The 19075-nt window shown below is 61.3% G+C and carries 9 protein-coding genes and 3 rRNA genes; all 12 read right to left on the bottom strand.

The features are described from left to right. Positions 1 to 18: 18 nt before the first annotated feature. The 12 genes from QN084_RS16095 to QN084_RS16040 all read right to left on the bottom strand — a co-directional run bounded on the left by QN084_RS16095 (position 19) and on the right by QN084_RS16040 (position 19044). Positions 19 to 702, bottom strand: coding sequence for a GntR family transcriptional regulator (locus QN084_RS16095; protein WP_225740056.1), 684 nt, complete (start codon positions 700 to 702; stop codon positions 19 to 21). 89 nt (positions 703 to 791) lie between these two features. After that, complete coding sequence (locus QN084_RS16090; protein ID WP_021473765.1) at positions 792 to 1271, bottom strand: pyridoxamine 5'-phosphate oxidase family protein; 480 nt, start codon at positions 1269 to 1271, stop codon at positions 792 to 794. A gap of 41 nt (positions 1272 to 1312) precedes the next feature. Next, positions 1313 to 2650 (bottom strand): MFS transporter, encoded by a 1338-nt coding sequence (locus QN084_RS16085; protein ID WP_069696681.1) that lies wholly within the window; start codon positions 2648 to 2650, stop codon positions 1313 to 1315. 192 nt (positions 2651 to 2842) lie between these two features. Next, the gene (locus QN084_RS16080; protein WP_373325271.1) at positions 2843 to 4192 is read right to left on the bottom strand and encodes an FAD-binding oxidoreductase; all 1350 of its coding nucleotides are present in this window, start codon (positions 4190 to 4192) and stop codon (positions 2843 to 2845) included. 103 nt (positions 4193 to 4295) lie between these two features. Continuing rightward, positions 4296 to 4784 carry a GNAT family N-acetyltransferase gene (locus QN084_RS16075; RefSeq protein WP_021473768.1) on the bottom strand — a complete coding sequence of 163 codons (489 nt, stop codon included), beginning with the start codon at positions 4782 to 4784 and terminating at the stop codon, positions 4296 to 4298. A gap of 76 nt (positions 4785 to 4860) precedes the next feature. Then, positions 4861 to 5355, bottom strand: coding sequence for an SRPBCC domain-containing protein (locus tag QN084_RS16070; protein ID WP_069696680.1), 495 nt, complete (start codon positions 5353 to 5355; stop codon positions 4861 to 4863). Positions 5356 to 5444: 89 nt separating this feature from the next. Beyond that, positions 5445 to 5561: ribosomal RNA gene (gene rrf / locus QN084_RS16065) — 5S ribosomal RNA — on the bottom strand. Positions 5562 to 5699: 138 nt separating this feature from the next. Beyond that, positions 5700 to 8861, bottom strand: a 23S ribosomal RNA gene (locus QN084_RS16060). A gap of 561 nt (positions 8862 to 9422) precedes the next feature. Beyond that, positions 9423 to 10951: ribosomal RNA gene (locus QN084_RS16055) — 16S ribosomal RNA — on the bottom strand. The 16S, 23S and 5S rRNA genes sit together here, the layout of an rRNA operon. A 566-nt stretch (positions 10952 to 11517) precedes the next feature. Then, positions 11518 to 15165 (bottom strand): 1,4-alpha-glucan branching enzyme, encoded by a 3648-nt coding sequence (locus QN084_RS16050; RefSeq protein WP_069695440.1) that lies wholly within the window; start codon positions 15163 to 15165, stop codon positions 11518 to 11520. A 1-nt stretch (position 15166) separates the two neighbouring features. Then, positions 15167 to 16963 carry a maltose alpha-D-glucosyltransferase gene (gene treS / locus QN084_RS16045; RefSeq protein WP_069695439.1) on the bottom strand — a complete coding sequence of 599 codons (1797 nt, stop codon included), beginning with the start codon at positions 16961 to 16963 and terminating at the stop codon, positions 15167 to 15169. Further along, positions 16963 to 19044 (bottom strand): alpha-1,4-glucan--maltose-1-phosphate maltosyltransferase, encoded by a 2082-nt coding sequence (locus QN084_RS16040; protein WP_373325310.1) that lies wholly within the window; start codon positions 19042 to 19044, stop codon positions 16963 to 16965. The genes treS and QN084_RS16040 overlap by 1 nt, the downstream gene beginning before the upstream one ends. Positions 19045 to 19075: the final 31 nt, after the last annotated feature.

Genomic DNA, 19075 nt, shown 5'->3' with positions numbered 1-19075 from the left:
CGGCGCCCTCCAGTCACCTTATGGTTCCAGGGTTTCCGCGAGCCCGGCCAACACGGGCTCGCGGCCCAGCTCTATGTGGGAGTAGGCCAGCGAGTAAGCGAGCTCGGGACGGCCGTTGAGGATCGCGTTGCACAGCTGGGTGTGTTCTTCCCGTTGGAGTTCGTTGCTGCGGTTGTGCGCCAGGCCGAAGATCCAGCGCATGCGTCCAAACAAGGGCTTCACGGACTCCATCAGGAGGCGGTTGCCTGAAAGGCGGACGATCTCCGCGTGCAGTTCCGCGCTGATGAGGACGACGTCGTCGGTACGGTCCTCGTCGATGGCAGCTTTGGATGCTTCCATGAGTTCCCCGAGGCGGCCGCCGTCGCCACCCTCGGCAACGCGGGCGGCCGCTTCCCTGGCGGCGAAGGTTTCCAGGCACAGGCGGACGTCGAAGAGCTCATTGACGTCCGTCAGGGTGAGTTGGCGTACCACCGCGCCGCGTCGCGGGAAGGTGGCCACGAACCCGTCCTGTTCCAGCCGCTGGATGGCTTCCCGGACGGGGATGCGCGAGACGCTGTACATGTCCGAGAGTTCACGTTCCCGCAGCCGGGAACCCTGGGCGAAGGACCCTGACACGATGCCTTCGAGCACCAGTTGGTATACGTACTCCGCGCGGGCCTCGTCATCGCGGACGTTGCCGTTTTCCGGACCAGCCTCTGCCACTGTGGAACTCCCCTTCATGCCGGCGCCCAACCGAGTTCGCCGGACGGCACCGGTCAGCGCTCCAACCGAGCATACACGGGTGGAAACAGCTACTCGGCGCTGGCGGTGGGAGCATCGTCCAAGGGAGTCCACCACGTCGCAGGAGGGGTCACTTTGAAACGCCGCCCGGTCACGCTGTTGGGCGTAATCCTGATGAACTGGTCCTTCTGGCCTGCTTCCCATGGGAACAGCAGGAGTCCGATGGTATCCAGGACGTCCTGCGTCAATTTCACTGCGGACGCCCTTCCTTTGGCCACCACGCTCCAGGCGACGCCGGTGTCAGGGTTGACTCCGTCCGCCTCAATGGCCACCGGAGTATCGCTGAGTGCGGCGTGGAGCTTGGTGCCTTCCCCTGTACGGAACACCAGGCTTCCGTGGTCAACTTTGTAGTTGACGGGGAAGATGTCCGGGTGGTCGTCCACCCACACGGCCAACCGGCCAACGGAAACTCCCCGCAGGAGTTCCCAGCATTCGTTCACTTCAAGGATTTCGGTCGCGGAGTTCGGTTTGTTGGTCCCAGGTGTGTTCATACGCCGAGAATACGCTGGGCACCCGGCCGCGACCAGCAGCTTTACGGAACAAGCTCAGGTGTGGAGCTTTGGCCCGGGTTGTCCTTCGCGGTTGCTTTGGGGGTTTCAATGCTCACCAGCGGCCCGCGAATCGCCAGGTATCCGGCTGCCGCCAAGACCAGCGCTTCACCCGCCATGGCCAGGAAGGGAGCCTCCCAACCGCCCGACCAGGTGTGCAGCAGCCCCGCAGCAAGAGGGCCCAGGGAGGCCAGGGCAAAGCCGAAGCCCTGGCTCATCGCGGAAAGCCGGCCGGCTGTCAACGGTCCCGCTGAACGTATGACCACCAAGGCCATGGCCAGCCCGAAGCCGGCACTCTGGACTACGCCCAGCACGCCGACCATGAGGAACTGGGCCCCGGACGGAGCTACCAGGACACCAATGAGCGCCACTGCGACGGAAAGGCCCAAACCTGGTCCCAGAACCCGAAGGACCTTGGGCTTTCCGGCCGGGACAGGAGCCAGCAGGCTCGCCGGAAGGCCGGCCAGGCTGAACCACGCCAGCAACGCTGCGGCATCCGCGGAGGAGAGTCCCTCGGAGACAAGGAAAACGGCCAGCCAGGACGTGATGGCGAAGTAGAGCATTGCCTGCAACCCGAAGAACGCTGTCACGGCCCAGGCCGTGCGCTGCTTACGCAGTGGAACAACAGCATTGGGCACCACAGCACTGGGCGCGACAGCCGACGACGGCGAATCCGGCGTCAGCGCCGCAGCTTCCCCGGCCGCTGAGGCGGCATTGCCCGCTGAGGTGGCATTGCCAGCCGAGGCGGCATTCCCCGCCGAGGTGACATTGCCCGCTGCGGCCGGTGCCGACGTCGGGCCTCCTCCCGAGCGCTGTATCAGGAAGGCGCCCAACAGAGCGGGCACGGCCCATACGGCGAGTGCCCCACCGAGGCTGCCGCCCAAGGCATGTTCCAAGGGCCGGACGAGTCCGGCGCCCAAGGCTGCACCGAGTCCAAACCCCAGGGTGCAGAGGCCCGTCCACCAGCCCGTGCCGCGGTTGGTCTTGACGATCTGGGGAACCAACACGCTGGCCGTCATAATCGCCATGCCGCACAGGAAGGTTCCGGGCAAAAGGAGCGCCGGGACAGTGGCCCGCACAATGAGCGCCGCAGCCAGTACCAGCAGGGCGACTGCCACGGCGCGCCCAGCGCCGAGACGCCGGGCCAGCCAAGGCCCGATGGGCCCTGATACGCCGAAGGCAAGGACCGGGAGCGTGCCCAGGAGGGGCAGCCATTGCGGACCCAGCTGGAAGGCATCCTCGAGCTGGGTCATCACTCCGGCGATTGTGGTGATAGCTGGCCGGAGGTTGATGGACACCAGCACCAGGGCCAGCAGCACCATGACCGTCTTCAGTCTTGGACTTCTTCCCTGTACGGCTCGGCGCTTTTCTCCCACATCCATCCCCTCTTCGGTATTTTGGTATACCAAAATAGAATAGGACGCCAAGGCGTCAAAGTAAACCGCTGATAAAGCGCGGCGAAACATGACCGAAAACGCAGATCGAGATTATTGGAATACCAAAAGCCTAGATGGCTAAATGGCCTTTCCGGGGTTCAGGATCCCTGCGGGGTCGAACAGCTCCTTGATCCTGCGCTGCAGTTCACGCACAGGTTCAGGCTGCTCCAGCCCCAGCCAACGGAGCTTGTATTGGCCTACTCCGTGTTCCCCGGTGATGGTCCCACCCATCTCCAGGCCTACCTGAATGGACTCATCCAGGGCCGCGTTGAGCCGCACCAAGGCGTCGGCGTCTGTAGCGTCGTCCACGCGGTCCATCCAGAACGTCGGATGCAGGTTGCCGTCGCCGGCGTGGGCTACCACCTTGAGCCGGACCCGGTGGCGGACGGCCATGGCCTCGAGCGATGCGACGAACTCCACCAGCTTCGAGCGCGGAACGGCAATGTCCTCGCCCACACGGAACTCGTCGTCGACCTCCACGCCGCGGCTGTTGCGGCGCAGCTCTACCAACATTTCCGCTTCCGCGCTGGCTTCCATGGTGACTGTAGCGCCGCCATCGGCAAGGACCTGCCGGACCACAGCCGCCTCAGCGGCCGCCCCAAAGCCGTCGGTCTGAATCAGCAACAACGACTTCCCGCGCTTCTGCAGGTCCGAGCCGTGCAGTGCGTCCAGTTGCTCCAAGGTTCCGTTATCCAGCAACTCCATGATGGCCGGCTGCACCCGCGCTTTGCCGACCGCCAGCACCCCGGCAGCTGCGCTGCGGAAATCCTGGTAGAAAGCCGCAATGGTGTGGACCTCGTGGGGCAAGTACTTGAGGCGGACCGTCACGCCCACCACTATCCCCAATGTGCCTTCAGAGCCCACCATCAGCGCCGTGAGGTCATAGCCTGCCACGCCTTTGAACGTCTGGTGCCCGGTATGCAGGAGGGAGCCGTCTGCCATGACGACGTCCAGGGCAAGAACAGAATCACGCGTCACGCCATACTTTGCACACCTCAGGCCGCCGGCGTTCGTCGCCACGTTGCCGCCAATCGTGGACATCTTGTAACTCGCCGGGTCCGGCGCATACATGAGCCCGTGCGCAGCGGCAGCAGCGTTCAGCTCCGCGTTAATGACGCCGGGTTCGACGACGGCGGTCTCGTCATCCGGGTTCAGGTCAAGGATCCGGTCCATCCGTTCCAAGCTGAGGACGATGCAGCCACGCGTGGCGTGGGCTCCGCCCGATACGCCGGTACCGGCACCGCGTGCAACGATTGGAACCCTGTGCGCGGAGCACGTACGGACAATGTGCTGGACGTCCTGCACCGATTCAGCCCATACGACGGCGAGTGGCAAGTGACGTTCGAGCAGCGGGCCTTGGTCTGCGGAGTAGACCGTCAGTGTTGCCTCGTCTTCGGCCAACTGGGATGGTGCCAGGCCGGATCCCAGCTGTTCCACGAAATCCCGATCCTCCGGCGCCCGTACCGCCGAAGCTTTGTCCACGGCTGCGCGGCCTCTAATGCTTTCCTCCGTGGTTCCGGAAATAGCCGTTTCATCCGCCAAGGTCGGTGTTCCTTTCGCTCATGGTCAGCCGACGCTCCATGATCAGCTCACGTTTGGTCTTGTCCTGGGGGAAGGGCTTGGACTCCCCCGTCAGTGAGAAACCATGGCGTTGATAGAAAGACAGCGCGCGGGCATTGTCCTCGTGGACGCCGAGCTCCAGCACGTGGGCCCCCAAGTCATGGGCAGCTGCATCGCAGCACGCCACCAGCAGCTCGTCAGCCAAGCCCAGCCCCCGGTATTCCGGTGCCACGTAGACGCTGATCAACACTGCGTGCAGTGAATTCCCCACCTTTTGCGGATGCGTCAGGGCTACGCGCATGAGGCCTCTGATCCGGCGGGCGGGGTTGTTTTCCTCCGCGATCAAGGTGACGCTTCCGTCTCCCGACATCGCCTTGGCCCGTTCCTGCCACTGCGCATCGGTTTGCCGCCGCGCCGCATCCAGGCTCTCGATATACGCCATGGGAGTATCGGCCAGCATTTCCAACCGCACGGCTTTCAATTGCTGCCAGTCGCCAGCAGTGAGCCGTCTGATCCCGGCCGTGGATGCACCCGCGCTAGGCAACGGCTCCGCCCATGAACCGTGAGTAGTTCGCCAGGACGCCCGGCCATCCTTCAGCGTAGGATTCGCGCGTAGCTTTGGGGTCTTCAGCGCCCTCCCAACCATCGTGCACAAGGCGCACTTCGGTTCCCCCGTCAACGGCCCTGAAGGCTACCAGAATCTCAGTAGACCAGAGCGGGGTGCTGGCAGGGTACCAACTGGTGTGGAAGGACATTGGGGGCTGCCAGTCGTCGATGGTGCCCCAGACCGACGTGCGGCCGTCCTCGGCTGTCTCGAGGATCATGTTCTCCTCAAATTCCACATGCGAGCCGGCCCCGTAGACGCTGTGTTCGGCCATGGGCCACCACAGGTGCGGGTGGTCCGTGAATCCCATGAATGCGTGCTGAATGGTGGTGGGCACCACGGTAGTGAATACCAACGGCTCCAGGTCCTCCCCACCTGCGTTGGCCGGTGTGGAGTCAGGGGTGGGGTGGCTGAAAAGACTTTCCATGACCACCAACTCTACCCGTGGTTTTCGGGGGTGGGTTTTAAATGCAGTGAGCCCCGACCGTCGTGGTCGGGGCTCACTGTGTAATTTATGTCCGGCGGTGTCCTACTCTCCCACACCCTCCCGGGTGCAGTACCATCGGCGCTGTGGGTCTTAGCTTCCGGGTTCGGAATGGGACCGGGCGTTTCCCCCACGCTATGACCGCCGTAACCTTGTTACCCGTCCCCCGCTTTTGTGGTGGGGGTGGGAAGTGTGTGTGGTTACAACTGTGGTGCTTGTTTAGTTGTGTTGTTGTTCCCGGGTTGTTGGTTGGGAACCACATAGTGGACGCGTGCAGTGTGTTGTGTGTGGTGTAAGTTGTTGGCCTATTAGTACCGGTCAGCTTCACGAGTCTTTAGTCCTCGCTTCCACATCCGGCCTATCAACCCAGTGGTCTGGCTGGGGGCCTCTCACACATAATGTGTTTGGAAATCTCATCTTGAAGCGAGCTTCCCGCTTAGATGCTTTCAGCGGTTATCCCATCCGAACGTAGCTAATCAGCGGTGCACTTGGCAGTACAACTGACACACCAGAGGTTCGTCCGTCCCGGTCCTCTCGTACTAAGGACAGCCCTTCTCAAATTTCCTGCGCGCGCAGCGGATAGGGACCGAACTGTCTCACGACGTTCTAAACCCAGCTCGCGTACCGCTTTAATGGGCGAACAGCCCAACCCTTGGGACCTACTCCAGCCCCAGGATGCGACGAGCCGACATCGAGGTGCCAAACCATGCCGTCGATATGGACTCTTGGGCAAGATCAGCCTGTTATCCCCGAGGTACCTTTTATCCGTTGAGCGACGGCCATTCCACAATGTACCGCCGGATCACTAGTCCCGACTTTCGTCCCTGCTTGAGATGTCTCTCTCACAGTCAAGCTCCCTTGTGCACTTACACTCGACACCTGATTGCCAACCAGGCTGAGGGAACCTTTGGGCGCCTCCGTTACTTTTTAGGAGGCAACCGCCCCAGTTAAACTACCCATCAGGCACTGTCCCTGACCCGGATCACGGGCCGAAGTTAGATGTCCAAAGTGACCAGAGTGGTATTTCAACGATGACTCCACCCGAACTGGCGTCCGGGTTTCAACGTCTCCCACCTATCCTACACAAGCCACTCCGAACACCAATACCAAACTATAGTAAAGGTCTCGGGGTCTTTCCGTCCTGCTGCGCGTAACGAGCATCTTTACTCGTACTGCAATTTCGCCGAGTTTATGGTTGAGACAGCGGGGAAGTCGTTACTCCATTCGTGCAGGTCGGAACTTACCCGACAAGGAATTTCGCTACCTTAGGATGGTTATAGTTACCACCGCCGTTTACTGGGGCTTAAATTCCCAGCTTCGCCCGCAAAGGGGCTAACCGGTCCTCTTAACCTTCCAGCACCGGGCAGGAGTCAGTCCGTATACATCGTCTTGCGACTTCGCACGGACCTGTGTTTTTAGTAAACAGTCGCTTCCCCCTGGTCTCTGCGGCCCACACCCGCTCCACAAAGCAAGTCTGTATCACGGGGCAGGCCCCCCTTCTCCCGAAGTTACGGGGGCATTTTGCCGAGTTCCTTAACCATAATTCTCTCGATCGCCTTGGTATTCTCTACCTGATCACCTGTGTCGGTTTGGGGTACGGGCGGCTAAAACCTCGCGTCGATGCTTTTCTAGGCAGCATAGGATCACCGGATCCCCCCATGCGGGAGTCCCATCAGATCTCAGGATCGTGCTCGAAACACACAGGAACGGATTTGCCTATCCCTGACCCTACATCCTTGGACCGGGGCTACCATCGCCCGGCCCGGCTACCTTCCTGCGTCACACCTGTTAATACGCTTGCCTCCCGGGATCAGGTCCCAGCACCAGCCCAACCATCACACCACAAGTGGCGCAACAAGAAAGACCGGCGGTGGTTAGTATCCCCCGTTCAACATGGGCGGTTTTTCGCCGGTACGGGAATATCAACCCGTTGTCCATCGACTACGCCTGTCGGCCTCGCCTTAGGTCCCGACTTACCCAGGGCAGATTAGCTTGACCCTGGAACCCTTGATCATTCGGCGGACGGGTTTCTCACCCGTCTTTCGCTACTCATGCCTGCATTCTCACTCGTGTAGGCTCCACCGCTGGTTTACACCGCGACTTCACCGCCCACACGACGCTCCCCTACCCATCCACACCCCTGAACCACGAAGGCTAGGGTAATGCGTGAATGCCACAACTTCGGCGGTGTACTTGAGCCCCGCTACATTGTCGGCGCGGAATCACTTGACCAGTGAGCTATTACGCACTCTTTCAAGGATGGCTGCTTCTAAGCCAACCTCCTGGTTGTCTAAGCAACTCCACATCCTTTCCCACTTAGCACACGCTTAGGGGCCTTAGTTGGTGGTCTGGGCTGTTTCCCTCTCGACTATGAAGCTTATCCCCCACAGTCTCACTGCTGCGCTCTGACTTACCGGCATTCGGAGTTTGGCTGACGTCAGTAACCTTGTAGGGCCCATCGGCCATCCAGTAGCTCTACCTCCGGCAAGAAACACGCAACGCTGCACCTAAATGCATTTCGGGGAGAACCAGCTATCACGGAGTTTGATTGGCCTTTCACCCCTACCCACAGCTCATCCCCTCCATTTTCAACTGAAGTGGGTTCGGTCCTCCACGACGTCTTACCGTCGCTTCAACCTGGCCATGGGTAGATCACTCCGCTTCGGGTCTAGATCACGCCACTGAACACGCCCTGTTCAGACTCGCTTTCGCTACGGCTTCCCCACACGGGTTAACCTCGCGACGTAACACTAACTCGCAGGCTCATTCTTCAAAAGGCACGCCATCACACCCATACAACCCCGAAGGGCTGCAGATGCTCTGACGGATTGTAAGCACACGGTTTCAGGTACTGTTTCACTCCCCTCCCGGGGTACTTTTCACCTTTCCCTCACGGTACTGGTCCGCTATCGGTCATTAGGAAGTATTTAGGCTTATCAGGTGGTCCTGACAGATTCACACGGGATTTCTCGGGCCCCGTGCTACTTGGGATCCTCTCCAAAGGCGGTGCCACACATTACGGTTACGGGACTCACACCCTCTCTGGCCGGCCTTTCAAGACCGTTCACCTATACGCGCACCCACACCCCACCGGTCCGGCAGAACCAGCACGGAAAGTCCCACAACCCCGCCCACGCAACGCCCGCCGGCTATCACACATGGAACGGTTTAGCCTCATCCGCGTTCGCTCGCCACTACTAACGGAATCACTCTTGTTTTCTCTTCCTGCGGGTACTGAGATGTTTCACTTCCCCGCGTTCCCCCCACGCACCCTATGAATTCAGGCACGGGTCACACAATCACCTTGCAGCGTTGTGCGGGGTTTCCCCATTCGGACATCCTGGGATCACCGCTCGGTTATCAACTCCCCCAGGCTTATCGCAGATTCCTACGTCCTTCTTCGGCTCCTAATGCCAAGGCATCCACCGTGCGCCCTTAAAAACTTGACCACACAAAACCACAACCCAAACAGGCCGCGGCTGATGCACTCAATCAATTCGAGAGAACCACGACCACAAAAGGGCCAGGTTCATTCATCAAAGAAATTGCTAGAACACACAACCCACACCCCCAAAAAGAGTGCAGGACCATGTGTCCAGATGCTCGCGTCCACTATGTAGTTCTCAAACAACAACCCCGTCAACCACACCCACCCCACACAAACACGAGGGGGTGCCGGCCGCAGGAACAACAAGAAACACCAAGGATTCCCTGCATTGCTGCAAAAAGGCCCTGTTGCCTCAGGACCCAACAGTGCGCCAAACACAACCCGGCAACCAACACCCCGGACCGCTTTCCCAACAACCCCCCCCACACACAAAAGTGCGAAAAGAGGGCCGCCGTACTCACGCCAGGACACCACCACCAACAGGCCATGCCAAAAAACTTGATTTGCTGATATTCCACCCATGAGCACCCACCGCAGAACAGACGCCTGCGCAATGGGCAACACTGACAACCCCGGAACCCGCCCATGCAGGCAGACCCGGACGCCGTTAGCAGCTCCTTAGAAAGGAGGTGATCCAGCCGCACCTTCCGGTACGGCTACCTTGTTACGACTTAGTCCCAATCGCCGGTCCCACCTTCGACGGCTCCCCCCACAAGGGTTAGGCCACCGGCTTCGGGTGTTACCAACTTTCGTGACTTGACGGGCGGTGTGTACAAGGCCCGGGAACGTATTCACCGCAGCGTTGCTGATCTGCGATTACTAGCGACTCCGACTTCATGGGGTCGAGTTGCAGACCCCAATCCGAACTGAGACCGGCTTTTTGGGATTAGCTCCACCTCACAGTATCGCAACCCTTTGTACCGGCCATTGTAGCATGCGTGAAGCCCAAGACATAAGGGGCATGATGATTTGACGTCGTCCCCACCTTCCTCCGAGTTGACCCCGGCAGTCTCCTATGAGTCCCCGGCCGAACCGCTGGCAACATAGAACGAGGGTTGCGCTCGTTGCGGGACTTAACCCAACATCTCACGACACGAGCTGACGACAACCATGCACCACCTGTAAACCGGCCGCAAGCGGGGCACCTGTTTCCAGGTCTTTCCGGTCCATGTCAAGCCTTGGTAAGGTTCTTCGCGTTGCATCGAATTAATCCGCATGCTCCGCCGCTTGTGCGGGCCCCCGTCAATTCCTTTGAGTTTTAGCCTTGCGGCCGTACTCCCCAGGCGGGGCACTTAATGCGTTAGCTACGGCGCGGAAAACGTGGAATGTCCCCCACACCTAGTGCCCAACGTTTACGGCATGGACTACCAGGGTATCTAATCCTGTTCGCTCCCCATGCTTTCGCTCCTCAGCGTCAGTTACAGCCCAGAGACCTGCCTTCGCCATCGGTGTTCCTCCTGATATCTGCGCATTTCACCGCTACACCAGGAATTCCAGTCTCCCCTACTGCACTCTAGTCTGCCCGTACCCACTGCAGAACCGGAGTTGAGCCCCGGTCTTTCACAGCAGACGCGACAAACCGCCTACGAGCTCTTTACGCCCAATAATTCCGGATAACGCTTGCGCCCTACGTATTACCGCGGCTGCTGGCACGTAGTTAGCCGGCGCTTCTTCTGCAAGTACCGTCACCCCCAAAGAGGGCTTCTTCCCTACTGAAAGAGGTTTACAACCCGAAGGCCGTCATCCCTCACGCGGCGTCGCTGCATCAGGCTTTCGCCCATTGTGCAATATTCCCCACTGCTGCCTCCCGTAGGAGTCTGGGCCGTGTCTCAGTCCCAGTGTGGCCGGTCACCCTCTCAGGCCGGCTACCCGTCGTCGCCTTGGTAGGCCATTACCCCACCAACAAGCTGATAGGCCGCGAGTCCATCCAAAACCACAAAAAGCTTTCCACCCCCCACCATGCGATGAGGAGTCATATCCGGTATTAGACCCAGTTTCCCAGGCTTATCCCAGAGTCAAGGGCAGGTTACTCACGTGTTACTCACCCGTTCGCCACTAATCCCCGGCGCAAGCACCGGATCATCGTTCGACTTGCATGTGTTAAGCACGCCGCCAGCGTTCATCCTGAGCCAGGATCAAACTCTCCGTTCAAAAACAAAAAACGAAACACAACCACCCCCACCGGAAATCACGGCAAGAAGCAGCTGCAAATCTGAAACCAGCTGAAAACCAAACCACCACACACGGGGGTGCGCAATGGCCCGGCAAAAATTCAACCAATCAAAAAACAATCGGTATCAACAAACTTGGCACACTATTGAGTTCTCAAACAACAGGTCACTAATCCAAAGCAGTACCACCACCAACCACAACGGCCAGCAGATCGCTCCGGAGCAACTTTTCAAACTTACCCGCTGAACTCCTCCGAGTCAAATCGGCGATTCTGACGTCATTTTTCACCTTGCGGCTACTTGATGTTTTCCTTGCGGTAACTTGTCAGATCGCGATCTCCGCTCGGGGACCAGCGCGGGAATTAACTATACCCCCGCTTCACCCAGAACGCAAAGCGTCCGCGGGCACCGGTCCCGCTCCGGCGGAAATCCCTGCAAACTCAAGGAAAAGGACCCGCATCCATCGGATGAGGGTCCTTCTCCATCACGCAGTACGTCCAGTCACCGCGGACTTAGGTCGCGATGAACGGGACAAGCGCGACTGTCCTACTCAGCCACCATGAACCACGAAGCGCCCAGCGGCGGGAGCGTAACCTTCAGTGCAGCTGGTTGACCATCCGCACCCGGAGTGGTCGCTTCCAGGACGCCGTTGTTCACGACTCCCGAACCGCCGTAGCTTTCGGCATCGGTGTTCACCACTTCGGTCCACTCACCGGCGGACGGCACCCCAAGAACGTAGTCCTGGTGCGGGGCGCCGGAGAAGTTGACTGCACAGACGACGGCTTTGCCTTCACGGTCGTACCGGATGAAGGAGAGGACGTTGTGTTGGGCATCCCCGCCGTTGATCCACTGGAATCCGGCAGGGTCATTGTCCTGCACATGCAGTGCCGGGGTAGCCGCGTACAGCTCGTTGAGGTCCTTGATCAGCAACTGCAGCCCACGGTGCGCGGGGATGTCGGCAAGGAACCAATCCAGGCCGTACTGTTCCGACCACTCGGCTTCCTGGCCGAATTCCGTGCCCATGAAGATGAGCTGCTTGCCCGGGTGTGCCCACTGGTACGCAAAGAAGGCACGCAGGTTGGCCAGCTGCTGCCACCGGTCGCCCGGCATCTTGCGCAGCATGGAACCCTTCCCGTGCACTACCTCGTCATGGCTGATGGGCAACAGGAAGTTCTCCGAGAAGGCGTACACCAAGGAGAACGTGATGGTGCCGTGATGCCATTGGCGGTTGATCGGATCCTCGGCGATGTACTTGAGCGAGTCGTGCATCCAGCCCATGTTCCATTTGAGCCCGAAGCCGAGGCCGCCGTGGTTGGTCGGTGCCGTCACGCCGGGGAAGGCAGTGGATTCTTCGGCGATTGTCACGGCTCCCGGATGGGTCTTGTACACCGTGGCGTTGACTTCCTGCATGAAGGAAATCGCTTCGAGGTTCTCGCGGCCGCCAAACTTGTTGGGCCGCCACTGCCCCTCTTCCCGTGAGTAGTCCAGGTAGATCATGGAGGCGACCGCATCGACGCGGAGACCGTCAATGTGGAATTCGTCCAGCCAGTAGAGGGCGTTGGCCACCAGGAAGTTGCGGACCTCGCGCCGGCCGAAGTCGAAGATCAGCGTTCCCCAGTCCGGGTGCTCCCCCAGCGCAGGATCCGAATGTTCGTAGAGCGGTTGGCCGTCGAACTGGGCAAGTGCCCACGAGTCCTTCGGGAAGTGCGCGGGAACCCAGTCCAGCAGCACGCCGATCCCGGCTTGGTGGAGGGAGTCCACCAGGAAGCGGAATTCATCGGGATGGCCGAACCGCGAGGTGGGGGCAAAGTAGGACGTGACCTGGTAGCCCCATGAACCACCGAAGGGGTGTTCGGCTACCGGCATGAACTCCACGTGGGTGAACCCGAGCCACTTGACGTAGTCCACCAGCTCCTTGGCCAGTTCCTTGTAGCCAAGGCCCAAACGCCACGACCCAAGGTGTACCTCGTAGACGCTCATCGGGGAGTTATGCGGATCCTTGGCGGCACGTGCAGCCATCCACTCCGAATCTTTGAAGCGGTAGCTGGAATCGACCACGCGGGACGCAGTCAGCGGCGGGACCTCGGTTCCGAAAGCAAGGGGGTCTGCCTTCTCCACCCAGTGCCCGGACCGGGTCAGAATCTCGAATTTGTAGCACGCCCCTGCTACAACGCCCGGAATGAAGACTTCCCACACACCGGATGAGCCCAGCGAGCGCAGCGCATGCTGCCGGCCGTCCCAGCCATTGAAATCACCGATGACCCGCACAGCCTGCGCATTGGGAGCCCACACGGCGAAGGACACGCCATGCACATCGCCCAAGGACGTGCGGTAGTTCTGGATATGCGCGCCCAGAACGTCCCAGAGGCGCTCGTGCCGTCCCTCGCCAATCAGGTGCAGATCCACTTCTCCCACCGTGGGCAGGTAGTGGTAAGGGTCATCAACGGTGACGGAATCGGCGTCGTACTCCACTTCCAGACGGTAGTCCGGCACGTGGCCGGGCTGGAGCGGCTCCAGGACCGCCACCCACACACCATGGGCTTCGTGTTCCATGGGGGTGCGCCCGGCCTCGGTCACCACTGTTACCGACTTGGCCAGGTGCTTGACCGAGCGGACGGTGACGTGGCCGTGGTCGTCAAGGTGTGCGCCCAGGACCGAGTGGGGCGCGTGGTGGGCGCCGGCTGCCACACGGGCCAAGGTCTCGGCGTCCACCTGCCGGGGAACGCGGGGCCGTTCGGTGCGTGCAGAGCCAGTCATGTCATTACCTTCCGCTGTAGCCGCGGGCGTGCCGCGGTCCGTGTTATCAAGGATGTGCCGTGCCGCGTTGACCGGGATGGCTAACCAATCCGGCCGGTTCCGCAACTCATAGACCACCTCGTACAAGGCCTTGTCCAGCCACAATGCCACAAAGAGCGGTGAGCTGCGGTCAATGGCTCCGGGATTGACTTCCGCGTACCCGGCCAGGAAGGCCTCGGCGCAGTCATCCACCCAGGAGTCGGGCACTGCAGCTTCCGCGTTTTCGCGGATTGCCGCTCCTGCGGCGTAGTCGAAGGAGCGCAGCATCCCCACGACGTCCCGCAACGGGAGGTCCGGCATATTGCGTTCGTCGATGGTCCGGAGCGGCTCGCCTTCGAAATCGAGGATGGCCCAGCGTCCCGGCTTCCCTCCGGCCTCCGGAACCCGGAGAATCTGGCCGAGGTGGAGGTCGCCGTGGACGCGTTGCAGCTGGCCTACGGCGTTGTCGTCGAGGGTCGCCAACAGCTCTTCAAGCCTTTGGTCGTAAGGCCCGACGGCGGTTGCCGCCTCAGCCCACGAGGCCCGGACCCGCCGTGCGAGCGTTGCGATGATCGCCGGGCCCTTTTCCTGGCCGGGGAAAGTCCCAAAGGTCCCGGCCAGCCTCGCATGGACCGTGGCGGTGGCAGCACCGAGCCCGTGGGCTTCGGCCGTGAAGTCGGTGCCGGAACCCGCTGCCTCTACGGCCAGTCGCCAGGCGTCCTGTCCCCCGCGGAGGAATTCGTGGGCAACCGTGAGTTCGCCTCCCGCAGCCTCACCCTGCGCGTGCCACGAACCGGTGATCCAGCCGAGGGTTGCCGGAACTTCCCCGGTTTCGGCGGCGGTCAGGGCCGCGCCCAGCTCCACTTCCGGGTTCTTCCCGGCCGCGAGCACCCGGAAGATCTTCACGATGGACGCTGAGTCACCGTCGTCCACGATCACGGACGTATTGGACTGTTCACCGGAGAGCACCTTCACGGACGTCGGGTTGTCCGGCAGGGTCAGGCGGCCGGCGGCGAGGTGGCCGCGTGCTGCCCCCTCTCCCGCTGTGCTTTCGGCGCGCATGAGTTCCAGCCAACCCTTGATGAAGGCTTCATCGAAGGCAGCGTCGTACACCAGCCGGAGCCCACCCCCGGGCTGCGTCACCTCACCGATAAGAGCTTCGGGGGCGTCCGCCAGCGGTTGGCCGTGGAAGCTCAACGGAACCTGCACGACGTCGGTCCGCGGGCCGCCGTCGGCCGTCTTGTAGGTGACGGCAAGCAGCAGGACTTCCACTGCATCCGCCCCGCCCGGTTCCGGGAGGGCGAAACCACCTACACGCTCCAGGTCGAATTCCGGACTCTTGACCGGAAACCAGCGCCTCGTGGGGAGCCAGCCGCGCAGAAGGCTTTCAATTGAGGGGTCCAACGTTCCCTTGCTCATCTCACCCTTTCGTCGACACCACTGGGATCGCCTGCGTCATAGGCGACGAGGGATTGGAAAATGCAGAGCGGAGCCTTAGCCAGTAGAAGGCGTGGCTCCCCAACATCACAGTCAGCTGGCCGTTATCACCCACGGCCGGGAAGGGCTGGCCGCCAAAGATGTCCCTGAAGCCGCGGCCGGCGAACTCAGGGAGGTCCAGGGTGGCCGCTACGGGATGCTGTGAAAGATTGAAGACGCACAGAATCGTCTGTGCCGTTTCCCCTTCCTCATTTCCCGGAGCAAGTTCCCGGACGTACGCCAGCACGGCCTCGTGGTCGGCCTCGATGTGGCGGAAGTTGCCCAGCCCGAACACCGGATGGTTCTTCCGGACGCTCAGGATCTGGCGCGTCCAGCGCAACAGCGAGCCGGAATGGGCGGCCTGGGCCTCCACGTTGGCCATGGCGAAGTTGTAAACCAGCGACTGGATGATCGGCAGGTAGAGCTTGCCGGGGTCTGCGTTGGAGAATCCTGCGTTGCGGTCCGGGTTCCACTGCATCGGCGTGCGCACGGCGTCGCGGTCATCGAGCCAGATGTTGTCACCCATCCCGATTTCGTCGCCGTAGTAGAGGAACGGACTGCCCGGCAGGGAGAGCAGAAGGGCGTTGATTAATTCGATTTCGGCCCGGGAGTTGTCCAGCAACGGTGCCAGCCGGCGTCGGATCCCGATGTTGGCCCGCATCCGGGGATCCGGGGCGTACCAGCCGAGCATCGCTGCCCGCTCGTCGGACCTCACCATTTCCAAGGTCAGTTCGTCGTGGTTGCGGAGGAAGGTGCCCCACTGCGCTCCCCGCGGAATCCTGGGTGTATCCCGCAAGGTCTCGATGATCGGGGCGGCCTTCTGGTCACGCAGCGCGTAGTACAGCCTGGGCATGATGGGAAAGTGGAACGACATGTGGCATTCGGGTGCTTCCTCGGTTCCGAAGTACTCCACCACTTCATGCGGGGGCTGGTTTGCCTCGGCGATGATCACCCGGCCCGGGTAGCTTTCGTCCACCATCCGCCTCAGGTCCTGCAGGAAGGTGTGGGTCTGCGGAAGGTTCTCGCAGTTGGTGCCCTCTTCCTCATAGAGGTAGGGAATGGCATCTGCCCTGAAGCCGTCGATCCCCTGGTCCAGCCAGAAACGGACAACATCGTGCAGGGCGTCGATGACGGCCGGGTTCTCGAAGTTCAGGTCCGGCTGGTGGCTGAAGAAGCGGTGCCAGAAGAATTGCCGGCGGATGGGGTCAAAAGTCCAGTTGGATTCTTCGGTGTCCACGAAGATGATCCGTGCGTCCTGGTACTTCTCGTCGGTGTCGCTCCACACATAGAAATCTCCGTAAGGGCCGGTGGGGTCCTTACGGGATTCCTGGAACCAGGGGTGCTGGTCCGAAGTGTGGTTCAGCGGAAGGTCGATGATGACCCGAACGCCGCGGGCATGCGCTTCGGCCACCAGGCGCTTGAAATCGCTGATGGTCCCGAACTCGTCCAGCACTGAGGTGTAGTCGGCAATGTCGTAACCGCCGTCACGCAACGGCGATTGGAAGAACGGCGGCAGCCACAGGCAATCGACGCCCAGCCATTGCAGGTAGTCCAACTTGTCGATCAGGCCCTGGAAGTCACCGGAGCCGTCACCGTTGGCATCCGCAAAGGCCCGAACCAGTACCTCGTAGAACACAGCTTTGCGGTACCAGTGTGGATCATGCTGGAGACCGGGAGCGTTCAGCTCGAAGGTGTTCTTCGGAGTGAAGTACTGGCTCGGGTTTTGCGGAGAAAAACTCACTAAGGCTGCCTCCGGATGCTGAGCACGTGGGCCGGCTCAACGTGGGCGTCCAGCCGGACGTAGTTGTGTTCGCCCCATTCCCAGCTTTGTCCGCTGATGAGGTCGTCCACCCAGTAACGGCCCTCGTCGTTGAAGTCTCCGGGATCGAGCTGCAGCGCAGCGAGGTCCAGCGAAACCGTGCTCTCCCGCGTGCTGTGCGGATCCACGTTGACCACCACGATCAAAGTGTCCTTGCGGCCGTCCGGCAACGTCTTGTGCTTGGAGTACACAACGGTTGCATCGTCCGTGCTCCGGTGCAATGTCAGGTTCTGCAAATCGCCCAGGGCCGGGTGGTCCTTGCGGATGGTGTTGAGCCTGGTGATGTAGGGGGCCAGCGTGTGGCCGGACGCCGCAGCACCCTCCCAGTCACGTGCCTTGTACTCGTACTTTTCGTTGTCGATGTACTCTTCCGCACCGGGCCTGGCAACGTGCTCATACAGCTCGTAGCCGGCATAGACGCCCCATAGCGGGCTGGCGGTGGAGGCGAGGACGGCACGGATCTTGAAAGCCGCCGGGCCGCCGTACTGCAGGTACTCGGTGAGGATGTCCGGGGTGTTCACGAAGAAGTTCGGGCGGAAGAACGCCGGGGTCTCGTGGCTGACCTCGTGGAAGTACTCCTCGATTTCTGTCTTGGTGTTCCTCCACGTGAAGTACGTGTACGACTGCTGGAATCCTGCCCGTCCCAGGGCGTGCATCATGGGCGGCCGGGTGAACGCCTCCGCGAGGAAAACCACCTCGGGATTGCGCTTGTTGATCTTTCCGATCAGCCATTCCCAGAACCAGACAGGCTTGGTGTGCGGATTGTCCACGCGGAAAATCTTCACGCCGTGGCTGATCCACAACTGGACGATGCGCAGGATTTCCTTGGAGAGGCCGGCGGGGTCATTGTCGAAGTTGAGGGGGTAGATGTCCTGGTACTTCTTCGGCGGGTTTTCCGCGTAGGCAATGGAGCCGTCCACGCGGGTGGTGAACCATTCCGGATTCGACTCGACCCATGGGTGGTCTGGAGCGGCCTGCAGGGCCAGGTCCAGTGCCACCTCAAGGCCAAGCTCATTGGCACGCGCAACGAACGCGTCGAAGTCCTCGAAAGTCCCCAGATCAGGATGGATGGCGTCGTGGCCTCCGTCCTTGGAACCGATGGCCCACGGCGAGCCGGGATCCTGCGGGCCCGGTGTCAAGGTGTTGTTGCGGCCCTTCCGGTGCTGGAAACCAATGGGGTGGATGGGCGGCAGGTAGATGACGTCGAACCCCATCCCGGCAACGGCGTCCAGCCGCCGGGCCGCGGTGCGGAAGTTGCCGGAAGTCCATACTCCGGTGGCGTGGTCCAGCACCGCACCTTCGGAGCGGGGGAAGAATTCGTACCACGAGCCACGGCCGGCAAGGTCCCGTTCCACCTTGAGCGGGAACTGCTCGGAAACCGTCACCAGTTCACGGATGGGAACACGCCCGACGGCGGCCAGCACCTCGCGGCTGAAACCGGCGGCAAGGCGCTCCTCGGGTGACTTGGTGGTATCCGCCAGCACGACTGACGCGGCACGCAAGGTGCGCTTTTCCGCGGCGCTGCGTCCGGCGTCGTCCCCTGCCGCCTCGGCGAGGAGCACGGAACCTTCAGTGAGCATGAGCTCGACGTCGATCCCGGCGGCAACCTTCACCTCGGCGTTGTGGTGCCACGTGCCGTACCGGTCGTGCCAGGCTTCGATGACGAACGACCAGGCTCCCACACCGGTGGGGGTCAGGTGGCCCTCCCAGCGGTCCAGACCCTTCCAGCGTTCCTCCTGGGAAGGGGCCAGCCGGACCCGCTGGCGTTCCTTGCCCCTGGGATCCAGGAGCACAGCGGAAACGCCGAGCTGATCATGTCCTTCCCGGAATACCGTGGCAGAAACCCGGAGGTCTTCCCCGGGCAATGCCTTTGCCGGGAAACGGCCCCCGTCCACCACCGGCTGGACAGCCGTGATGGGGAACCGGCCGAAGCGAAGTCCGTCGGTGATGTCCGTTTTTGTCTTGGATTTCAGAGCGGTGCTGGTTCGCTGGATATTCGTCACAAGCACGACGTTACTGACAAAAATCACAGAA

Origin of the sequence: Paenarthrobacter sp. R1 (genome assembly GCF_030264015.1) — a bacterium.
GTDB lineage: Bacteria > Actinomycetota > Actinomycetes > Actinomycetales > Micrococcaceae > Arthrobacter > Arthrobacter ureafaciens.
The sequence above is the reverse complement of the archived record's forward strand: the minus strand, read 5'-3'. Positions and strand labels throughout refer to the sequence as shown.